A 19,727-nucleotide genomic window follows, 5' to 3' on the forward strand; every position below is an offset into this window, starting at 1 on the left:
TAGTCGCTGTCAGTGCCATGGTCGAATGTTCAACACGCCCTAATCTACTTAGTAAATATGCTCTGGCTTTTTTGTATTTATAAGCTTGAAATTAGCTTTTTTCAAAGCGGTACTTTGTCTCAAATGACGGTCTCAAATGACGGTCTCAAATGACGGTCTCAAATGACGCCTAATCTACTAAATTTAATGAGTATCTATTAAATGCAAAAACGCTTAGTCAAAATTCTACTATTTGCTATTCTAGCCTCAGGCATTTCACTGGCTGTATTGATAGCCGTTTATTGGGCATCTGACAAAAGCGTTAAAGCGCTTAAAAAATGGCAACTGCCTAACAGCGAGTTTATCAAAATCGATGGCATGCAAGTTCATGTACTGCGATCGGCTAAATGCGCTAATGCAGATACCGCAGAGACTATCGTCTTACTACACGGTACTTCGGCGAGCTTACATACTTGGCAAGGCTGGATGGATGAGCTTAGTGATGAGTACTGTGTGGTGAGCATGGACTTGCCAGGATTTGGGTTGACCGGTCCTTATGCCAATGACGCCACCCAATACACTAGCGCCAATTATGCTGATTTTGTGATACAAGTTTTAGACCAGTTAAATGTAGATAAGGTAATCTTAGCGGGTAATTCTTTAGGCGGCAAAATCGCTTGGCGTACGGCAGCGCTTTATCCTGAGCGCGTTGATACCCTTATTTTAGTCGATGCCGTTGGTTATCGGACCACTCCCAAAAGCATTCCTATTGGCTTTAGGCTCGCCGCTTATCCTATCCTAAAACCTATTTTGAGCAATATTTTACCGCGCAGTGTGGTCAAAAAGAGCATTCTCAGTGTCTATGCTGATGATAGTAAAGTCGATAACGAACTAGTAGATCGTTATTACGATTTATCCCTGCGAGAGGGTAATCGCAGCGCGCTATCGGACCGCTTGCGTGAGTTTGATAACTTTGAAGATCAAGCTCAAATCAAATCATTAATACAGCCTACGCTGTTACTATGGGGCGCACAAGACTATCTCATTCCCGTCGAAAATGCTTATCTCTTTCATCAAGATATTGCTAATAGTCAGCTCAAGGTATTTGAGGATTTAGGACATGTACCGCATGAAGAAGATCCACAAGCGACAGTCGCTGTGGTTAAAGATTTTTTAGCGCAGACTGATTAGCGCATCAGCCTATTAGCAATTAATAATTTAATAAGGTTTACTATTAATGATAGCTCTAAATTGACACATACTGATAATAATGAAGAGGGTGTGGTAATCTAGTGTCAGTATAAGTGTTGCAACCAAAGCAAGGGGCTGGTATGGCTTTAAATATGTACTACAAGAACGGCTTGTTTCGAAAAACACGCTGCCAAATCTCTGATAAGCTCGTACCTACGCTGTATCAGGTTCATAACAATGCCGACTTTCCGCAATTAACTTGGCTGATCGATACGCTCTATGACAACCCACAGATCGAGCCTAATATCGCCAAGGCTTTAGCTGAAGAGATGGTAGCGTTTGAGCGAGTGATACTCTCTTTGCAACTGCCTTTTCCTAGAGTCCCATTACAAAAGCTGCAAGACTTCTTTGCAAAGGCAGCTAGAGATCAGCGGACGATTTATAGCAGTAGCGATTGATTATTTCAACAGCTCCTATATCTTTATAGTGTTTTTAAAACAGCTTTTTAAAAGGTTAAAAGCTAATTTAAGCTACCAAGCAAACACCTTAACCACCTTGAATCCCGCCGAAAATACCCCCATACTCTTAGCACTTATAAACAATAAATAGCCTAAGCAAATATGTCTAATACTTTAAAAGATGCGCCAAACTTAGCAGAGAATAACTCAGCAAAAGATCTAAATGATACGATTCGTAATCTAGCTCAGATAGCAGATAAAGATAGCCTTACAGAACTACCTGTGTTGGCGAAAGACAGCCACTACTTAAGCCGGTTAGAGCGTGAGCTGGCACGCGCGGCGGTATCAAAAAACAAAAATTCAAATACTGATGATAAGCAAGACAAAGCGCAAAAAGAGCTGGCTAAAAAGCGCGCGCAGTACGATAAAATCAAAACGCGCTCACAGCAGGTTGTGCAGTCGCGTATCGATAGTATTCCTGATGATTTGCCAGCCACCTTAAACCTAGATTTGCCTGTCAGTCAGCGCGCTGATGACATCGTGCAAGCCATCATTGACAACCAAGTCATCATCGTCGCAGGGGAGACAGGGTCTGGTAAAACCACACAATTACCAAAGCTTGCGATGCTAGCGGGCCGCGGTATAACAGGGCAGATTGGGCATACGCAGCCGCGTCGTCTTGCTGCACGTAGCGTCTCTAACCGTATTGCCGAAGAGCTTGGCGAGAAGTTGGGTAATACCGTTAGCTTTAAGATTCGCTTTAACGAACAGGGGTCAGCGCAGTCGGTTGTCAAATTGATGACCGATGGTATCTTGCTCGCTGAGCTTGGTCATGACAGGTTTTTGAGTAAGTACGATACGATTATTATCGATGAGGCGCATGAGCGTAGTCTTAATATTGACTTTATTATGGGTTATCTCAAAAAGCTGCTGCCTAAGCGCCCTGATCTCAAAGTTATTATTACCTCAGCGACACTCGATACCCAGCGTTTTAGCGAGTACTTTAGTTATTATGATAACAAGCTCAAACGAAAAATCCCTGCGCCGATTTTTAACGTCGAGGGTCGCAGCTTCCCCGTTGAAGTGCGTTATCGTCCGCTAACTGATGAGCCAGTAACCAGCTCAGATGACGACAGCTATGATGACTTCGAAGAGAATCTACCGCGAGCAGTCGTTGCCGCAGTGGATGAGTGCTTCACCGATGCACAAAGCAAAGGCCATGCCGATCAAGCAGATATCTTAATCTTTGCCGCAACCGAAGCTGAGATTCGAGAACTGCAAGATGTACTGGTTCGTCATGGACCTAAGCATACCGAAGTGCTACCGCTGTTTGCACGTCAAACTTATGAAGAGCAGCAGCGCATCTTTCAGCCCTCTGGCCGCGGACGCCGTATCGTCATCGCCACTAACGTTGCCGAGACCGCTCTAACGGTACCCGGTATTCGCTACGTGATTGACTTGGGCTTTGCGCGCATATCACGCTACTCTTATCGCTCGCGCGTACAGCGTTTGCCGATTGAAGCGATCTCACAAGCGGCTGCCAATCAGCGTAAAGGTCGCTGTGGTCGTGTCGCACCGGGCGTTTGTATTCGTCTGTATTCTGAGGAGGACTTTAGCGGTCGCCCTGAGTTTACCGAGCCTGAGATACTGCGAACCAATCTTGCATCCGTTATATTGCAGATGGCAAACCTGCGTTTAGGTAGCGTCCAGAATTTTGAATTTATCGAGCCGCCCGATAGCCGTTTGGTGACTGATGGTCATAAATTGCTTGACGAGCTTGGCGCAATTACCGCCAAAAATGACAAAGCTAACCTACCCAAACGCAAACAAACTTTGGATCATCTGCGTCTGACTCGTATCGGGCAAAAGATGGCGCGTATGCCTATCGATCCAAGGCTGGCACGTATGCTGGTTGCCGGTAGCGACTACGATTGTATTCGCGAGATGCTGATTATCGTTGCGGCTCTAGCAGTGCAAGATCCACGCGAGCGTCCTGCGAATAAACGCCAACAGGCCGATCAAAAGCACGCTGAATTTCGTCAAGATGACTCGGACTTTTTGTTTTACTTGAGTCTTTGGAAGGCGCTATTTGAGGCTGACGAGCACGGTAACAAACTCTCTGGCAATCAGCGTAAAAACTTCACCAAAAAGAACTATCTTAGCTTCCCGCGCGTGCGTGAGTGGAATCAAACCCATCGCCAATTGGTGCAAATGGTCACTGATTTAAATCTAACCGATGTAAAAGAAGTAAAGGGTAATAGTAAAACTAAGCAAAAAAACGCTAAAAACAATAATGATGCTAAAACTACAAGTAAAAAAATAAGCAATCCAAAAAAGCTAAGCGGCGATCCCACGCTGGTTGAAGATGAAGACATCAAAGCGGTTAAGTACGCCAATCTACATCGGGCGCTACTGACAGGCCTGCTCTCGACCATCGCGCACAAAACAGAAAGCCGTGGCGAGTATCTAGCCGCGCGTCAACAAAAAGCCAAAATATTTCCCGCTAGTACTGTATTTAAACAAGTACCGCCTTGGGTGATGGCTTTTGAGGTCGTCGAGACCTCGCAGGTGTTTATGCGTACCGTTGCCAAGATAGAACCTGAATGGATTATCGCTGAAGCGGGTAATTTGCTCAAATATCATTACTTCGAGCCGCATTGGTCAAAGAAGACCGGACGCGTCAAAGCCTACGCACAGATCAGTCTGTTTGGCCTGATTATCATCTCTAAGCAGCTGACTAACTATGAGCAAGTCAACCTCTCTGAGTCGCGCGAGATCTTTATCCGTGACGGCTTAGTAACGGGTAATTTGGGTCGGCAAGCGCCGTTTTTGCAGCATAACATGGATAAAATTGCTCATGTTGAACGCATTGAGGACAAATTGCGGCGCCGCGATTTACTCGTTGATGAAGAGGCGCTGTATCAGTTTTATGATAAAAAAGTTCCTGAGAACGTCGCTAGCCGCAAAGCCTTTGAAGATTGGCGCGCGGAGATGGAAAAAAGCGATCCTAAGTATCTATTCTTTACCGATGACGATGTGCTTAACAGTCAAGCACCGACTACCGGCGACTTTCCTGAGATTTGGCAGTTAGGCGATTTGCGCTTGCCACTGCGTTACGTGTTTGATCCTGCCAGCGACGATGATGGGGTGACCATTCGGGTGCCACTTGCTGCACTACCGCAGCTTGATGCTATCGAGCTGTTATGGGGCGTACCGGGTTGGCGCTATGAGCTAGTACTGCAACTGCTCAAATCCTTGCCAAAAGACATTCGCCGTCAAATCGTACCGATTCCAGATACCGCGGATAGTTTGTTTGATGAGCTCGAGCCTGAGGGCGAGCAAGGTCTGCTTAAGCAGCTTTGCCATGCGCTGAATCGCCGCGGTATTACCTCGGTGACGCCTGACAAATTTGATCCCTCATCTATCGATCGTTACTTGCAGCCGCAGATATCAGTCGTCGATGACAAAAACCGTATTATCGAAAAGGGGCGTGATCTGCAAACGTTGCAAATCCGTCATGCCAGTGAGACCAGTCAAGCGGTGACCGAACAGCAAGGCGCGCATACGAGTTTCCCTGAGCACTTTACCTTTAGCAAAAACCGCCATAGCGCAGGCGTGGTGATGAAGCAGTTCTCTGCTTTGGTCGCCGACGAAGCAGGTACCGCGGTATCGATTCATCAATATACTGATGTCAATGCCGCCTTGGAGGCGCATCGCACGGGAGTATTAACCTTAATCAAAGCTAAGCTTGGCGCAAAGAAAAAACAGCTGACTAGCCAAATCGATAAGATATTCAAAATGGCTTTTGCACCTTTAGGTGATATGGAAAAGCTGAAGACTATCGTTATCGATGCCGCGCTCGATGCCACTTTAGAGGAGCACTATGTCTTATTCGATCATAGCTCTGACTTACCTGAGAGCGCTGATAGTATCGCGGTTGACTTGAGTGAGGAGCTGCCTTTTACCAGCGAGGAGTACCAACAGACTGAAAAAGTTGTAGTCAGTAACTTCCTACTGACAGGACAAAGCGTCATCAAAATCTTAAAAGAAGTCTATACGCGCTGGCAGCGTATTCGTCAGAGCCTATTGATGCTCGATCAAGAAGTGTTTGGCGAGTCCATCGATGATATCGAGGATCAGCTATCGGACTTGTACTTAGCGGATTTTGTTTATCGTATGGACTACAGTCATTGGCAGCAGTATCCGCGTTATCTAGAAGCACTAGAGGTGCGAATTGAGCGGCTTGAGCATAACCTTGAGTCGGATCTCGAAGGCGTTTATGCGCTCGATGTGCATATGGAGCGACTGGCTAATCGTGCGAGCGACGCTGCTATCAGTAAGTACCGCTGGATGGTGGAAGAATACCGTATTCAGCTCTTCGCCCAACCGATGAAAACGCGTATGGCGGTCTCACCAAAGCGTCTTAAAAAGGTTTGGGATGAGACGCGTTAAAAAATTACATGCTAATTTTAGCGTCGCAAGTAAAAATTCCTTAAAGGGAATTTTTTGGACGCGTTAAAAAATTGCATGTCGCCAGAAAATCATAGATTTTCTCTTGCGCTAGGATAAAGGTCCCCCAAACCTTTATTATTTCCTAGTTCATAGCGTCGCAAGGAAGCTTTTGTTTAAGCGAGATTTAAATAGATTTTTTTGGACACGTAAAAAAATTGTACTGCTCACTCCAAAACTTGACATGTTGCTCTGATTAAAGTTCTTACTTATAAGTTTGCTAAACAAGGATAATAATATGTGGGATGAACGCTACAGCGAACCGGGCTTTGTTTATGGCACTGAGCCTAACGATTTTTTAAAGGAAGAATACAAGCGGATACCTGCAGGCGGGCGTGTCTTATGCCTAGCAGAAGGCGAGGGCAGGAACGCTGTTTTCTTAGCCGAGCAAGGTTATGAAGTGACCGCTATGGACTTATCTGAAGTTGGGTTACACAAAGCGCAGCAATTAGCCACTGATAAAGGCGTTACTATCCGCACTCAAGTCGCTGATCTGGCTGATTATGAGTTTGGAGTCAATAGTTGGGATGCTATCATCTCCATTTGGGCGCACGTTCCTGAAGCGGTCCGTCAGCGAGTTCATGCGCAGATAGCCACATCTTTAAAGCCGAACGGAGTATATTTACTCGAAGCTTATACTTATGAGCAAACCAAGCTGGATGCGGTTGGTGGACCGCCTGCTGACCAACCAGATCGTTTTGGCTCATTAGTAGCTCTACGAGCAGAGCTTGCGGAGTTAGACGAAATAACAGGAGTAGAAAAGCAGCGCATGATATTAGAAGGGACACGTCATCAGGGGCTAAGCGCGGTAGTGCAGTTTATCGGTAGAAAAAAACAGTCTTAAGGGATGTCATAGTCAACTGATTATTTAGCAAATATTTCTGCCAAAAAAAGGTGATAGATTTAGTATCTATCACCTTGTTTATTTTTGAACAGAGTCTTTGCGATTACATCGTGCAGTTTACGCTGTATTCTTTACCATTAGCGAGCTTCGCGCTGATGACACCGTAGTCTGCTTTTGTCTGCCACTGTAGGTTCATCTTAGGATTGTCATTATTAACATAGCGCGTGCCAGAACCAGATACCGCTTGCGTCATGATAACTTTTTGATTGCTAATACCGAATTTTGGCATAGTAATGTTTAAGTTAGCAGCGCTACCATCTGCAGCATAGGCAGCGGTAACTTTGCCATTGCCTTCACACGTATAAGAATTGACGACTTGGTTTGTAGCACCTGTCTGATCGCTTCCCACGAATGGATTGTTGGCACAAGCAGCTAGAGCTAAAACCGCTGGCGTTAATACTAATAATTTTTTCATAATTGTCCTCAAGAAATTTAAGAATGAAGTGTTTAAATGCCAACGAGTATCCTACACTTTAATAAAACTATTCTCGTTATCATTTGATACCTGTCTCGTAACCATCGTATTTCAAAGTGTATAAGTTTAAATGTTAAACGAGCCAGGCTTGGATAATTAGGCTCCGATTATGACTCTACAATGACAGCAGAGTCGTTATAGTTATTAGGCTTTTTATTCAGCACGAATACTAATACTGCTCCTAGAATAACGATACTTGCGATAATAAAGCGTAAGCTCAGAGTTTCTGACAAAAACAAAACACCTGCTAGTGCTGCAATTATCGGTACACAAAGCTGCACCACTGCCGCTTGAGTGTTTTTTAAAAAGGGCATAGCCACATACCACATACAGTAGCCGAGGCCAGAAGTAATCGCGCCTGATATTACTGCTAGCACCACGCCTTGCATACTTATCCCAGCCCAATGGCTGATAGCGACTATCAACAAAAAAGGGATAGCGACTAGGCTTCTGATAAAATTAAACCCCGTAGCTCGTAGCGGCGAGAGACAAGCTTTGCCGCGTATACTATAGATGCCCCAAGCTATACCGCTAAGTGCCATAGTCAGAGCGCCTGTAAAAGAAGGTATGGCTGCTGAAGGGAGCATCAAATAGACAAAGCCAATCAGCGCGCAAGCTAGCGCGAGCCACTGCAGTACAGTTAATTGCTCCTTTTGGTAAATACCCCAACCTATCATCGTCAGTTGCACAGCAGCAAATAATATGAGCGCCCCAGTTCCGGTATCTAGATCCACATAAGCAAGCGAAAAACAAAGCGCGTAGACCACTAAACTGATACTACTAAGCCAGCTGCCTTTATCTGCTAAAATAGCAGCAACAGCAGCGTTATTATTGTCAGTGTTAAAGTCGCTGTTAAAAGAAGTCGCGGTTTGTGTCTGATGTTTTAGACGATGAGTATGAAAGATTATGATAATACCTAAACAAATAGCGCCGCTCAGTAGTCGTAAAATCGTAAAGTTCCAAGGATCGATAGCATCTTCCATCAATGCCATTCGGCATAGTAGAGAATTGGTAGCGAAAGCTACAAGGGCAATAATAGTATAGAAAGTAGCTGTCAAGAGAACCCTTTAGAATTAGAGTATTAGGGCGTGTTGAACATTCAACCATGGCACTGCCTATTTGTGAATGTTCAACACGCCCTATAAATAATGGCATTGATTAATGCTTTTTGGTGTCGCCTACGATTTTATCCATGAATGCAAACAATAAACCTGAGAGTACAAAAGCCATGTGAATAATCACTTTCCACATGAGCTTATCAGCATCGAGATCACTCATCTTGCTAGATATATCCATAAATGACTTGAGAAGATCAATGGCTGAGATAGCAACTATCGCGCCTATTACTTTTAGCTTTAGGCCTGAAAAGTCCACTTTTCCCATCCAGCTTGGACGATCGTCGCTTGTGCCCGTATCGATTTTGGAGACAAAAATCTCATAGCCGCTAAAGATAATAATGAGCAATAAACTAGCTACCAAAGAAATATCAACTAGTACCAAGATATCTACAATAACATCAGATACTGGGGCGTCTACTACATAAGTCATCATTCCTACTAGCTTTTGTACGAACTTAATAAATAGCAAAAAGATACCTATTACTAAGCCTAAATAAAACGGTGTCAATATCCAACGACTATTGAAGATGGTCTTTTCTAAATAAAATTCAATTTTTTTTATCATTGAGGCCTCTTTAGTGTTAAGTCAAGCGATCTTATACCAGTCAATTTTACGGGTCATTACCATCACGCAGGCAAGTAGTATAAAGCAGAAGACCGCACCTAACAGTAAATTTAGATCTTCAGTGGTGAGAATGCCATAAAAGGCGGCGTAGAGACCGGCTAAGATAGCGGTAAAGATAACCGCTCGCCTGACGCCGCCGAGCACATAATAAGTGTACCAACCGATCAGCCCAACGCAGCTACTACCTGCAATAGCATAAGCTTGCCAAAAAGCGATTTGCTCAGCTAATGGTAATAACAAAACGTAAAAGGTCAATAGCGCGCAGCCTACTAACAAATACTGAATCGGATGGATGCGACTCGATTTAATCACTTCAAATAAAAAGAAAGTGCCAAATGAGATCAAAATTAATAGTAGAGCGTATTTCATGGTACGTTCTGCTTGCAAATAGACATCGTTAGGTTCTGCGAAACTGACCCCAAAGCTATTAAGACGCACGCTATTTAGGTTGCCGTGATTGGTGCTACCTATGCTACCGGCAGCTTCTTGTACGACGACTGCTGCCGCCTCATAATCAGCATGATTGCCATTGTTTAAGCGCGCTCTGCTATCAACGGTGCAGCTATTGTTTGCCGTGCTCAAGCACTGCGATAAATATTGATTATTAGCCACAGTCAGGTACTGGTTTTGCCAGTTAGCAGTAAATCCCTCAGCACTAAAGTCTTTAGTATTCGGCAAAGCTTTACCTATAAAGTTTGGTGCATGCCAGTTGCTTTGCATACTCAGCTCAAAGTTTGAGCCGGTAGGGACTGTGTTTAGGTTACTAATACCGGCAAGCGGTAAATCAATAGTAATATCAACAAGGAACCATTTATGGATTGGGCGAGTATTTTTATTTATGATACCACGTGGGCATTTGTCCTAGAGATATTGGTACGTGTGACTGTGATGTTTGTACTGATTATTATGTTCTTGCGCTTTACGGGTAAGCGCGGCGTCCGTCAGTTATCTATATTTGAGCTGACTATCATTTTGTCATTAGGCTCTATCGCTGGCGACCCGATGTTTACTGAGGATTTACCGATCATCCAAGCGGTGCTGATTATGAGTACCGTCATCTTGCTGTATCGCTTGTGTACGTGGGCGATGATGAAGTTTCAGCCGTTTGAAAATTTGCTAGAAGGAAGATCGCTGTATATCGTAGAAGATGGGATGCTGGTGCTCGACAAAATCAAAAAAGGCAAGATGTCGCACGATGAGTTTTTTGCTGAGATGCGTCAGCAGGGCGTGGAGCATCTAGGGCAAGTGCGTACCGGCCTGCTAGAAACCGATGGCAATTTTAGCGTCTTATTATACCCACCTGAGCAAACAGGCTACGGTATGCCGCTTTTTCCTAAGCAGTATCAGCCAGTGGAGCAGGTAGAGTCAGGCGTGCATTATGCTTGCATGTACTGCGGTTATATCGAGCATATCACAACCCCTAATCAAATATGCTCGCGCTGTCAGAATAACTGCAAAAACTGGGCAAAAGCGCTCAATAGCCAGATTGTCAGATAAGCCATACCAGTCATTGTTTTTATTAAAATAGCCTAAGCAAAATTTTACACACAATAAAAATTGTTTAACCACTCTGCTACCTGTATAACACGAGTCTGTCTACCACCACCAATACGTCTAAATGACTTGTGATGAATACTAAGCTGATCTGCAAAGTAGCGGCTAATCTCATCACGCTCATGCGGCGCATCACGCAAATCATCGGCGACCCACGGCGTATCGACCTCAGTCAGTAGTATCAGGTCATAATGATGCGCCAGTGCCGCCTGAGTCAGGGCAAGAGGACAGTCACCATAGTACCAGTTTGAATAAACCATTATCTCAAAGAGACTAGTATCACAAAATAAATAGCCTTTGTTGGTATGGTTGGTATGCACGGTTTGCGCGACTTGCTGAGCGAGTTTATTTTCAAGCTCGATTTGACCTTGGGCTATAGGAAGTAAGTCCTGCCAAGTGCAAGTGGCCTGCTGTTGGTTCCATTTGTCTTGCAAGTAGTCACGCATATATTCAGGCACCCACGCACTAGTCCCTTGACGACTGAAATGCTCAGCCAAATCCTGACACAAGGTTGTCTTACCGGTACTCTCTGCACCTAAGATAGCAACAGTAAAGACTGAATCAGGCGTATGCTGTCTTAACTGTGGATTGACTGCGATAGCGTTGTTGCCATTCATAATAAGCCCAAATTGCAATGAGTGTGAAAATCACGTATTGAAACGCGGTAAAAGTAAAGCCTTTATAAAAGTATAGCGGTACGGAGATGGCATCGGCGACGATCCACAATAGCCAGTGCTCAATTTTGCGTCGTGCCATCAGCCACATTGCCATCAAAAACAGCGCTGTGGTGAGCATATCGGTATAATCTACCCAAGTGAATAGATGAAGGCCTAATACGACGCCATCGAAGCTGAAGTTATTATTAATAACAGGCCGAAAATAATACACTAGCGCCACAAAGGCGATAGTTGCTACTGCTAAAAGCGCTAATATCGGCAGATCCTGTTTATTAATACGCTCAACTTGTACCTCAGATTGTATCTCGGAGCCAGACTGAATGTTTTTTTTGGCACGGTTCTGAAGTTGTGCTTTATTTTTTGTCCAGTTAAACCAGCCATACAAGCTCATGACAGTATAATAGGCATTGATAAACATATCGCCAAACAACTGCCACTGCCATAGCAAATAAACAAAGATCGCCGTACTGATCAGACCGATAGGGAAGACTAAGACATTGAGTCGACTCGCCAGCAGCACACTTGCAACCCCGCAGCTGACGGCGATGAGCTCTAGACTGATAAATAAGGTGGAGTAGTCCGCATATTGACCAAAAAGCCAATTAAAAAGTTCTACCATCAGGGTTTCCAGTAGTATAGTCGAGTTGAGTCAGTATCAAGGGGGAGGTTCAGTTGCTCTATTATAGCTCAGCTGAAGACAAGAGTCGGGCAAAACCTAAGGTTACATCGCAGTTAATAGTTATTTGTAACAAACTATTAGCAAAATTATAATATTCAGGCATAATAACAATAACCGTTTTAGTTTACAGTTATTCACTGAAATAAGAGTTATGCAACAGCCACTTCTTATTTTACCCATTTTACGCTTATCAAAGACACCTAGTAGTAGACAAGGAAGCTTATCATGACGACTTGTATCACCGGCACTGGCCTGTATATCCCTCCCTATAGCATTAGTAATGAAGAGCTAGTTGAGTCCTTTAACCAGTATGTAGAGAACTACAACGAGCAACATGCTGACGAGATTGCTAATGACACTATCACGGCCCTTGAGCCTTCATCGGCTGCATTCATCGAAAAAGTCTCAGGCATCAAATCCCGTTATGTGATGGAAAAAGATGGCATCCTTAACCCTGAGATCATGGCGCCCGTTATCCCTTATCGTAAGCTTGGCGAAGAGCTATCGGTTATGGCAGAGATGGGCGTGGCGGCATTGAATGATGCCCTAGCGGACGCTGGACTTGAGGCGAATGATCTAGACGGTATTATTCTAGCCTGTTCGAACTTTCAGCGCACTTATCCTGCCGTCGCCATCGAGATTCAAAACGCTATCGGCATGGTAGGCGGTTTCGCTTATGACATGAACGTCGCTTGTAGCGCTGCTACTTTTGGTCTGTCACAAGCGCACGGCTCAATTATCTCAGGACTGGCTAAGCGCGTCGCCGTCGTCAACGTCGAGATTACCTCAGCGCATCTGAACTGGCGTAACCGTGACAGCCACTTTATCTTTGGTGATGTGGCAACCGCTAGTATTGTTGAGGAGTTAGACACCCCTAAAGGCTATGAGATTCTAAATTCTAAGCTATTTACCCAGTTCTCAACCAACATCAAAAACGAATACGGCTTTATGGATCGCTCCGAGTACTTGGCGGCTGAGACTGAGATGTATCCAGATCTTAAAGCACCGGTTACAGATAAGCTGTTTTTGCAAAACGGTCGTAAAGTCTTCCGTGAAGTTTGTCCGAAAGTGTCGGAGATTATCACCGAACATCTAACAGAAAACGAGCTATCAGCGGATGATGTGAAGATGATGTGGCTCCACCAAGCCAATGCCAATATGCTTGATTTAATCTTGCGTACTGTCGTTGGGCGTGATGCGGACAAAGCCATCGTGCCAAGTGTTATCGATGAATTTGCTAATACCAGCTCAGCAAGCCCGATGATTGTTTTCCACCGCTATAAAGATCAGCTACAATCGGGCGATTTGGGCGTCATCTGCTCGTTTGGCGCTGGTTACTCAATCGGTTCGGTACTGGTGCGTAAAGTGTAAAACGTAATTAAGCTTAGTAAGCCTACTCAGTTTAGTACTTATATTCTTAAAAATAGCTAAGAGCACTCTTAGCTATTTTTTTTGGTTTTAGCTTTAAACAAGAAGATTACTGAGTGTTTTTAATATAAGGGTAAAAATTTGCTATAATTGCTCTCTTATTTTACTTAGCTAATAAAAAGATCTTTTATGAAAGAATCCTTACGCCTGCGTTTAGACCAAATGGTAGACCGTTATGAAGAGGTCACCGCTTTATTATCTGACCCTGATGTCATCAGCGATAATAATAAATTCCGTGAGCTGTCGGTTGAGCATAGCGACTTGATGGAAATTACGACTTTGTGGCTCAATTATGGCCGTGCTGAAACGGATCAAGCTGATGCGCAAATGATGCTTGAGGATGCATCAGACCCTGAAATGAAAGAGATGATGCAAGATGAGATTGATAGTGCTCGCGCCGCCATCGCCAAGATGGAAGAAGATCTCAACGTCATGATGCTACCAAAAGACCCTAATGACAAAGTGCCCGCGTTCCTAGAGATTCGCGCTGGTACTGGCGGTGATGAAGCGGCTATATTCTCAGGCGATCTGTTTCGCATGTACCAAAAATACGCACAAAATCAAGGCTGGACTGTCGAAGTGCTGTCTGCTAATGAAGGTGAGCATGGCGGTTATAAAGAAATCATTAGCCGCATATCAGGCAATAGTGTCTATGGTCGTCTAAAGTTTGAATCAGGCGCGCACCGTGTACAGCGAGTACCTGAGACCGAAAGCCAAGGCCGAGTGCATACCTCAGCGTGTACGGTAGCAGTGATGCCAGAGGTTGAGATTGATGACAGTGTCGATCTTAATCCAGCGGATATTAAGATGGATACGTTCCGAGCTAGCGGCGCCGGTGGTCAGCACGTTAACACTACTGATTCAGCAGTACGCTTAACTCATATTCCTACTGGGGTAGTCGCCGAGTGTCAGCAAGAGCGAAGCCAACATAAAAACCGCGCTAAAGCGATGCAAATGCTGATCTCACGTATTCAGCAAGCCAAAGTACAAGCACAGGTCGATACGGCAGATGAGATGCGCCGCGACCTTGTTGGTAGTGGCGATCGTAGTGAGCGCATTCGTACTTATAACTTCCCGCAAGGGCGCATGACCGATCACCGTATTAACTTGACCCTTTATAAGCTAGACTCCATCATGGAAGGTGATTTAGATGAGCTTTTAGATGCGCTACTACGCGAGCATCAGGCTGATCTGATGGCGAGTATTGGCGGTGAGTAGTACCATCCTATTGTCTATAAGCTAAGTGATAAGCGCAGGCTAGGTTTTATCCTAGTGTTTTTCAAGCAGTGCTTTTTAACTTAACCGTTTTAATCTAGTGTCATAGTGTTAGAAGTGTCCAACAAGAACAAAACCCATCAAATTTGAGAATGTTATGTCAAAAAATAATCAAAACCAACAAGAACAAGCGCCTACTGCTGAGGAAGCTAACGAACTTATCGCGCAACTGCAAGCTAAGCTTGATGATATTAGCGCTTCTGGTAAGACCCCTTATCCCAATCAGTTTAAGCGCACTGACTATGCACAAGATTTGCAAACGGCCTTTGAAGGCATTGATAAGCAAGAAATAGAAGAAAAAGCGGCGAATGGAGAGAAGACGCAAGTGAATGTTGCAGGACGCGTCATGCTCAACCGTGGCTCGTTTATTGTTATTCAAGATATGACAGGCCGCATTCAGCTTTATGTCGCTCGTAAAGAGCTAGATGAGGAGACGCGCGCCCGCATAAAATCACTAGATCTAGGTGATATCGTTGGGGTGTCAGGCTATATCGGCCGCTCAGGTAAAGGCGATCTTTATGTACATATCGAAGAGTTTACTCTACTTACCAAAGCGCTACGACCAATGCCGAATAAATTTCACGGTCTCGCTGATATTGAAGCGCGGTACCGTAATCGTCATTTAGACTTGATGACCAATGAGTCGACGCGCGATACTTTTATGATTCGCAGCCAAGTGATTAGTGGTATCCGCCAGTTTATGCTGAATGAGCGTTTTATGGAAGTTGAGACGCCAATGATGCATCCGATACCAGGCGGCGCAGTAGCCCGTCCGTTTGAGACTCATCATAATGCTTTAGATATGCCATTATATCTACGTATCGCTCCAGAGTTATATCTCAAGCGCCTAGTCGTTGGCGGTTTTGAAAAAGTCTTTGAGATTAACCGCAGTTTTCGTAATGAAGGCGTATCGACTCGTCATAATCCTGAATTCACCATGATTGAATTTTATCAAGCTTATGCTGATTATCATGATCTAATGGATTTGACCGAGCGTTTATTCCATAAGTTAGCGATTGATATTTTGGGTACTACTGAGCTGACTTATCAAGACGAAGCCATTAGTCTCAAAGCACCGTTTGCGCGCTTATCGATGTCTGATGCGATTGCTCAATATGCCGAAGGCTTTGATATGGCTCGTATCGATGATCGTGACTATCTGGCTGACTATGTCGAAAATACGTTAAAACAACCGGTAAATGACGTCTTTGGTGTTGGTAAACTCAAAACTATCGTCTTTGAAGAAACTGCTGAGCATCAATTGCGTCAGCCGACTTTCATTACTGAATATCCAGCAGAGACCTCACCGCTGGCACGCCGTAATGATGACAACCCTGAGATTACTGACCGCTTTGAGCTGTTTATCGGTGGCCGAGAATTGGCGAACGGTTTTAGCGAGCTGAACGATCCTGCTGATCAGGCGGAACGTTTCCGTGGTCAAGTCGCTGAAAAAGACGCGGGCGATGATGAGGCGATGCATTTTGATGAAGAGTATATAGAAGCTTTATCCTATGGTTTACCGCCAACGGCAGGCGAGGGTATTGGTATCGATCGTTTAGTGATGCTATTTACCGACTCAGCTAGCATTCGGGATGTAATACTGTTCCCGCATATGCGCCGCAAAATCGAAGACTAGTCTGAGATAAAGCCCGTGAAGTTAGGTGCGTAACGCGTTGCTTATTAGACATTAATCTACTATAAGGTTTAATTAACGATATAATAATCGTTAGTTTCTAAAATTTAGTTTCTAAGAAGTGCTTGTGATTAGTCATTTAGGAATGTATTCGATACTACCTTATGCTCCTTAGTTACAAGCAGCAGTCACAAGTAGCGATTTTAAGGATGTTATTTATAGGGATATCATTTATAGGAATATTATTTATAGGAATATTATGGAAAATTCGCATAGCGCTTCACCTTGGCAAACTCTGATTCTTCAAAGCTTTTTATCTTTATATCAAATCAGTGCTAAAAACACGACTAGTAGGGACTATTTTCAAGGCTATGACTTTGTTTTTGAATTCTCCGAAGCGGTGCTTTATGTATTGGTGAATGAAGTCATCGCTGAGGTCAGTCAGTACGATATAGACGCCTCGCAGGTAAGAGTTTGGAGAAAGGATGTCGTTAATCAGTTGATGAAGCGCCATGCGCAGGTCTACTCAAGCAACCATAGTCTGATTGATAGGCAAAGTCCTGCTAATGCAGACAAAGCCGTATACTTTATCGGTTTAACGTCCTTGGCGATTAAGCATTCAAATAATCAAAGCCGCGCCCAAGCCAATAGCTCGTTACATGATGTGCAGTACGAGTACGGTAGTCAGTTCTTTGCAGAAGATTGTGTATTAGATCTGGATGATGAAAAAAGTATTCTACAGATATTTAGTCTGCAAAACTTTAGTAAAATATTAAGACAACTACAAACTCCTGCTGATGTTACGGCGTTTTTACAGTTTCATCGAAGTCATCTGACAGCGATGCAATCTTTTGACGATGAGTCGACATTGTTGGGAGGGTTTTTACAATCATCAGACTTTTATAAAAAAGCGCTACAAGTACAACAGCAGCTAGTAGATAACAACCTATTAGAGCAGGTAGAGCCACGCTTACTAGAGATAATGCACGCTTCGACACCCGCGTCTATTGAGAAAGTATCAGCCGATATCATTAAAAAGTCGGACATGTGGTGTAAGCTTTTTAATAGCCTTGTGCAGCGCTACTATGAAGCAAGAGCACCTCTGCCCAAAGCACAAGTTGAATTACTAGTCGATGAGTCTCTCTATACTTGTGCCAGTTTAGTCGAGCGGATATTAGACTATAAGTATAAGGATGCGCAATCGCGTTGGAATGGTTATATCGATCATCAGCCTTCTTACAACCGCTCTAGCTGTCACTATATGCTGGTGTTTTACGCGCAATACGAAAGTAGCCCGCTTAGCGCCAATAAGGTTCGTAGCAACTACCAAGATTTATTAGCAGAGCTCAACGCTCATCTACAAGAGCCCATAATGGAAGATTTATTCTTAATTGGAGTCGAGCACAGAGACTCTAGGGATAGCGTAAACACTGAAGTTATGATTGATATTTTCTATCAAAGTGGCTCTGTTATCAATGCAGAAATGCAGCGCTTATATGAGCAATTAGCTGAGCTCAAATCACAGTCTTGATAGCTGTCACTGACTCAATCATTGACTTGCTCTAGGTAAGCACTATAAACAACGACTCATCGGTACTTTCGAACGCTCTATAGTTTTTTGCTAAAAAACAGATATTCTTTCAAATAGGAAGGACTAAAACAGGCATTAGGCGTAGAGGATACTAGAAAGATGCATTACTAGAAAAATAGTATCGATACCGAGCTCATCCTTTTGTAATAAACCTCTGTACCCCTTATTTAGCACTGCTATATTGGCAACTATTATGACGCAACAGTATCAAGTTTTAGCCCGAAAATACCGCCCTAAAAACTTCCATGAGCTTGTAGGGCAAACCCACGTCTCGCAGGCATTGATTAATGCGATTGACTATAACCGTCTGCATCATGCTTATTTGTTTACTGGTACTCGCGGTGTCGGTAAAACTACAATCGCGCGCATTTTATCAAAGTGCTTAAACTGTGATACCGGCATTACTAGCACACCTTGCGGAGTATGCGACAACTGTGTGGCCATCGATCAGGGCCGCTTTATTGATCTAATCGAGATAGATGCCGCCTCTCGTACCAAGGTCGAGGATACCCGTGAGCTATTAGATAATGTGCCTTATGCACCAAGCCAGGGACGCTACAAGGTTTATCTTATTGATGAAGTGCATATGCTATCGACGCACAGCTTCAACGCACTATTAAAGACCTTAGAAGAGCCACCTGAGCACGTCAAGTTTTTACTTGCGACCACTGACCCGCAAAAGCTGCCAGTCACTATCATCTCACGCTGCTTACAGTTTGTGCTTCGACCCTTGCCGCAGACTTTGCTTAGTGAGCATTTGGCTAAGGTACTCACTCAAGAGCAAGTGGCGTTCACCCAGCCAGCGCTTTGGCAGTTGGCAAGCGCGGCAAAGGGCTCAGTGCGTGATGCTATGTCGTTGACCGATCAAGCGATTGCTTTTGGGCAAGGCGCGCTTGATGATGAGACGGTCAACGCTATGCTTGGCTTGATTGATGCTGCAGACTTAGTGCGCTTAATAACAGATATCTATCATCATGACAAGTCGGCAGTAGCTGCACACATTGAGCAGATGCGCGCGCAAATGGTTGACGCTACTAGTATGTTCGATGGATTGGCTGAGCTGCTACATCAATTGGCGTTGACTCAGCTGTTGCCTGAGGTGGCTCTAAACGTTAATGAGACACAAGCGCAAACGATCAACGAGTTAGCGCAGCGTATTAGCCCTGATGTATTACAGCTGTATTATGAGATTGTGGTGCAAGCTCGTGAAGGTATTAAGCTTGCGAGCACTCCTATGCAAGCGCTTGAAATGTGTATTTTGCGCCTGCTGGCGTTTCGTCCGCTGCCGACTGATGAAGTAGTGATACCTAGTAATAATGATGATGAGACTGCGACGGCTTCAATGCCCTCAGTAGATCATATTGTCACCTCAAATCAGAACTTAACGTCCTATGAGATCGAGCATAAGAGCGCTCTTCATCCAAGCGATGATGAGCAAGACCTCAAAAACACTAACACTGAGAGTCAGTCTGACTATGAGCCAACGTCAGAGCAAAAACAATATATAGATGACGACCCTGTTGACGTTGCTCAGCCACTAATCGCAACCTCTAGTGAACCTGAACCTGAACCTGAACCTGAACCTGAACCTGAACCTGAACCTGAACCTGAACCTGAACCTGAACCTGAAC

The 19,727-nt window shown here is 44.3% G+C and carries 16 protein-coding genes; 10 read left to right on the forward strand and 6 right to left on the reverse strand.

Annotated elements, in window-relative coordinates; genetic code table 11:
• Positions 1–201: 201 nt before the first annotated feature.
• The 4 genes from AAEY83_RS09750 to AAEY83_RS09765 all read left to right on the forward strand — a co-directional run bounded on the left by AAEY83_RS09750 (position 202) and on the right by AAEY83_RS09765 (position 6,981).
• The gene (locus AAEY83_RS09750) at positions 202–1,170 is read left to right on the forward strand and encodes an alpha/beta fold hydrolase (protein ID WP_025644253.1); all 969 of its coding nucleotides are present in this window, start codon (positions 202–204) and stop codon (positions 1,168–1,170) included.
• A gap of 140 nt (positions 1,171–1,310) precedes the next feature.
• Positions 1,311–1,628, forward strand: a complete 318-nt coding sequence (locus tag AAEY83_RS09755) for a hypothetical protein (protein WP_025644255.1) — start codon at positions 1,311–1,313, stop codon at positions 1,626–1,628.
• A gap of 162 nt (positions 1,629–1,790) precedes the next feature.
• Complete coding sequence (hrpA, locus tag AAEY83_RS09760; protein ID WP_025644257.1) at positions 1,791–6,080, forward strand: ATP-dependent RNA helicase HrpA; 4,290 nt, start codon at positions 1,791–1,793, stop codon at positions 6,078–6,080.
• A 295-nt stretch (positions 6,081–6,375) separates the two neighbouring features.
• Positions 6,376–6,981, forward strand: coding sequence for a class I SAM-dependent methyltransferase (locus AAEY83_RS09765; protein ID WP_025644259.1), 606 nt, complete (start codon positions 6,376–6,378; stop codon positions 6,979–6,981).
• A gap of 103 nt (positions 6,982–7,084) precedes the next feature.
• On the opposite strand, the gene AAEY83_RS09770 is transcribed toward AAEY83_RS09765, so the two are convergent.
• The 4 genes from AAEY83_RS09770 to AAEY83_RS09785 form a co-directional block, all read right to left on the reverse strand.
• Positions 7,085–7,456 (reverse strand): MliC family protein, encoded by a 372-nt coding sequence (locus AAEY83_RS09770; protein WP_025644261.1) that lies wholly within the window; start codon positions 7,454–7,456, stop codon positions 7,085–7,087.
• A gap of 167 nt (positions 7,457–7,623) precedes the next feature.
• On the reverse strand, positions 7,624–8,574 hold the full coding sequence (locus AAEY83_RS09775) for a DMT family transporter (protein WP_025644263.1): 951 nt from the start codon (positions 8,572–8,574) through the stop codon (positions 7,624–7,626).
• Between the two features lie 100 nt (positions 8,575–8,674).
• Positions 8,675–9,199 carry a TIGR00645 family protein gene (locus tag AAEY83_RS09780; protein WP_025644264.1) on the reverse strand — a complete coding sequence of 175 codons (525 nt, stop codon included), beginning with the start codon at positions 9,197–9,199 and terminating at the stop codon, positions 8,675–8,677.
• Positions 9,200–9,220: 21 nt separating this feature from the next.
• Complete coding sequence (locus tag AAEY83_RS09785; RefSeq protein ID WP_084212600.1) at positions 9,221–10,102, reverse strand: inner membrane CreD family protein; 882 nt, start codon at positions 10,100–10,102, stop codon at positions 9,221–9,223.
• Here AAEY83_RS09785 and AAEY83_RS09790 point away from each other — a divergent pair.
• Entirely contained in the window at positions 10,073–10,756 is a 684-nt protein-coding gene (locus AAEY83_RS09790) for a DUF421 domain-containing protein (protein ID WP_025644268.1), read from the forward strand. The two genes, AAEY83_RS09785 and AAEY83_RS09790, sit on opposite strands and share 30 nt — an antisense overlap.
• A 44-nt stretch (positions 10,757–10,800) precedes the next feature.
• Here AAEY83_RS09790 and AAEY83_RS09795 read toward each other — a convergent pair whose 3' ends face one another.
• Both AAEY83_RS09795 and pnuC read right to left on the reverse strand, forming a co-directional pair.
• A complete protein-coding gene (locus AAEY83_RS09795) occupies positions 10,801–11,430 on the reverse strand; it encodes an AAA family ATPase (RefSeq protein ID WP_025644270.1) in 630 nt (209 codons plus the stop codon).
• Entirely contained in the window at positions 11,375–12,109 is a 735-nt protein-coding gene (pnuC, locus tag AAEY83_RS09800) for a nicotinamide riboside transporter PnuC (RefSeq protein WP_025644272.1), read from the reverse strand. Before pnuC ends, AAEY83_RS09795 begins: the two co-directional genes overlap by 56 nt.
• Positions 12,110–12,394: 285 nt before the next feature.
• Between pnuC and AAEY83_RS09805 the strand changes: the two genes are divergently transcribed.
• From AAEY83_RS09805 to dnaX, 5 genes are all read left to right on the forward strand, one after another.
• A complete protein-coding gene (locus tag AAEY83_RS09805; RefSeq protein WP_025644274.1) occupies positions 12,395–13,540 on the forward strand; it encodes a beta-ketoacyl-ACP synthase III in 1,146 nt (381 codons plus the stop codon).
• 186 nt (positions 13,541–13,726) lie between these two features.
• The gene (prfA, locus tag AAEY83_RS09810; protein WP_025644276.1) at positions 13,727–14,815 is read left to right on the forward strand and encodes a peptide chain release factor 1; all 1,089 of its coding nucleotides are present in this window, start codon (positions 13,727–13,729) and stop codon (positions 14,813–14,815) included.
• Positions 14,816–14,969: 154 nt separating this feature from the next.
• Positions 14,970–16,508: a lysine--tRNA ligase gene (lysS, locus tag AAEY83_RS09815; RefSeq protein WP_025644278.1), complete on the forward strand. Its 1,539-nt coding sequence runs from the start codon at positions 14,970–14,972 to the stop codon at positions 16,506–16,508.
• Between the two features lie 256 nt (positions 16,509–16,764).
• Positions 16,765–18,036 carry a hypothetical protein gene (locus AAEY83_RS09820; RefSeq protein ID WP_025644280.1) on the forward strand — a complete coding sequence of 424 codons (1,272 nt, stop codon included), beginning with the start codon at positions 16,765–16,767 and terminating at the stop codon, positions 18,034–18,036.
• Positions 18,037–18,289: 253 nt separating this feature from the next.
• On the forward strand, positions 18,290–19,727 hold a 1,438-nt coding region (gene dnaX / locus AAEY83_RS09825; protein WP_351058985.1), incomplete at its 3' end, for a DNA polymerase III subunit gamma/tau.

The sequence above is a fragment of the Psychrobacter sp. TB20-MNA-CIBAN-0197 genome (assembly GCF_040309765.1).
GTDB classification, from domain to species: Bacteria; Pseudomonadota; Gammaproteobacteria; order Pseudomonadales; family Moraxellaceae; genus Psychrobacter; species Psychrobacter submarinus.

What these genes read in the sequence shown, in the direction of transcription:
- pnuC (WP_025644272.1), bottom strand. Translation starts at nt 12,109, where the DNA reads ATGGTAGAACTTTTTAATTGGCTTTTTGGTCAATATGCGGACTACTCC.
- AAEY83_RS09770 (WP_025644261.1), bottom strand. Translation starts at nt 7,456, where the DNA reads ATGAAAAAATTATTAGTATTAACGCCAGCGGTTTTAGCTCTAGCTGCT.
- hrpA (WP_025644257.1), top strand. Translation starts at nt 1,791, where the DNA reads ATGTCTAATACTTTAAAAGATGCGCCAAACTTAGCAGAGAATAACTCA.
- lysS (WP_025644278.1), top strand. Translation starts at nt 14,970, where the DNA reads ATGTCAAAAAATAATCAAAACCAACAAGAACAAGCGCCTACTGCTGAG.
- AAEY83_RS09790 (WP_025644268.1), top strand. Translation starts at nt 10,073, where the DNA reads ATGGATTGGGCGAGTATTTTTATTTATGATACCACGTGGGCATTTGTC.
- AAEY83_RS09750 (WP_025644253.1), top strand. Translation starts at nt 202, where the DNA reads ATGCAAAAACGCTTAGTCAAAATTCTACTATTTGCTATTCTAGCCTCA.
- AAEY83_RS09765 (WP_025644259.1), top strand. Translation starts at nt 6,376, where the DNA reads ATGTGGGATGAACGCTACAGCGAACCGGGCTTTGTTTATGGCACTGAG.
- AAEY83_RS09795 (WP_025644270.1), bottom strand. Translation starts at nt 11,430, where the DNA reads ATGAATGGCAACAACGCTATCGCAGTCAATCCACAGTTAAGACAGCAT.
- AAEY83_RS09780 (WP_025644264.1), bottom strand. Translation starts at nt 9,199, where the DNA reads ATGATAAAAAAAATTGAATTTTATTTAGAAAAGACCATCTTCAATAGT.
- AAEY83_RS09805 (WP_025644274.1), top strand. Translation starts at nt 12,395, where the DNA reads ATGACGACTTGTATCACCGGCACTGGCCTGTATATCCCTCCCTATAGC.
- AAEY83_RS09755 (WP_025644255.1), top strand. Translation starts at nt 1,311, where the DNA reads ATGGCTTTAAATATGTACTACAAGAACGGCTTGTTTCGAAAAACACGC.
- prfA (WP_025644276.1), top strand. Translation starts at nt 13,727, where the DNA reads ATGAAAGAATCCTTACGCCTGCGTTTAGACCAAATGGTAGACCGTTAT.
- AAEY83_RS09820 (WP_025644280.1), top strand. Translation starts at nt 16,765, where the DNA reads ATGGAAAATTCGCATAGCGCTTCACCTTGGCAAACTCTGATTCTTCAA.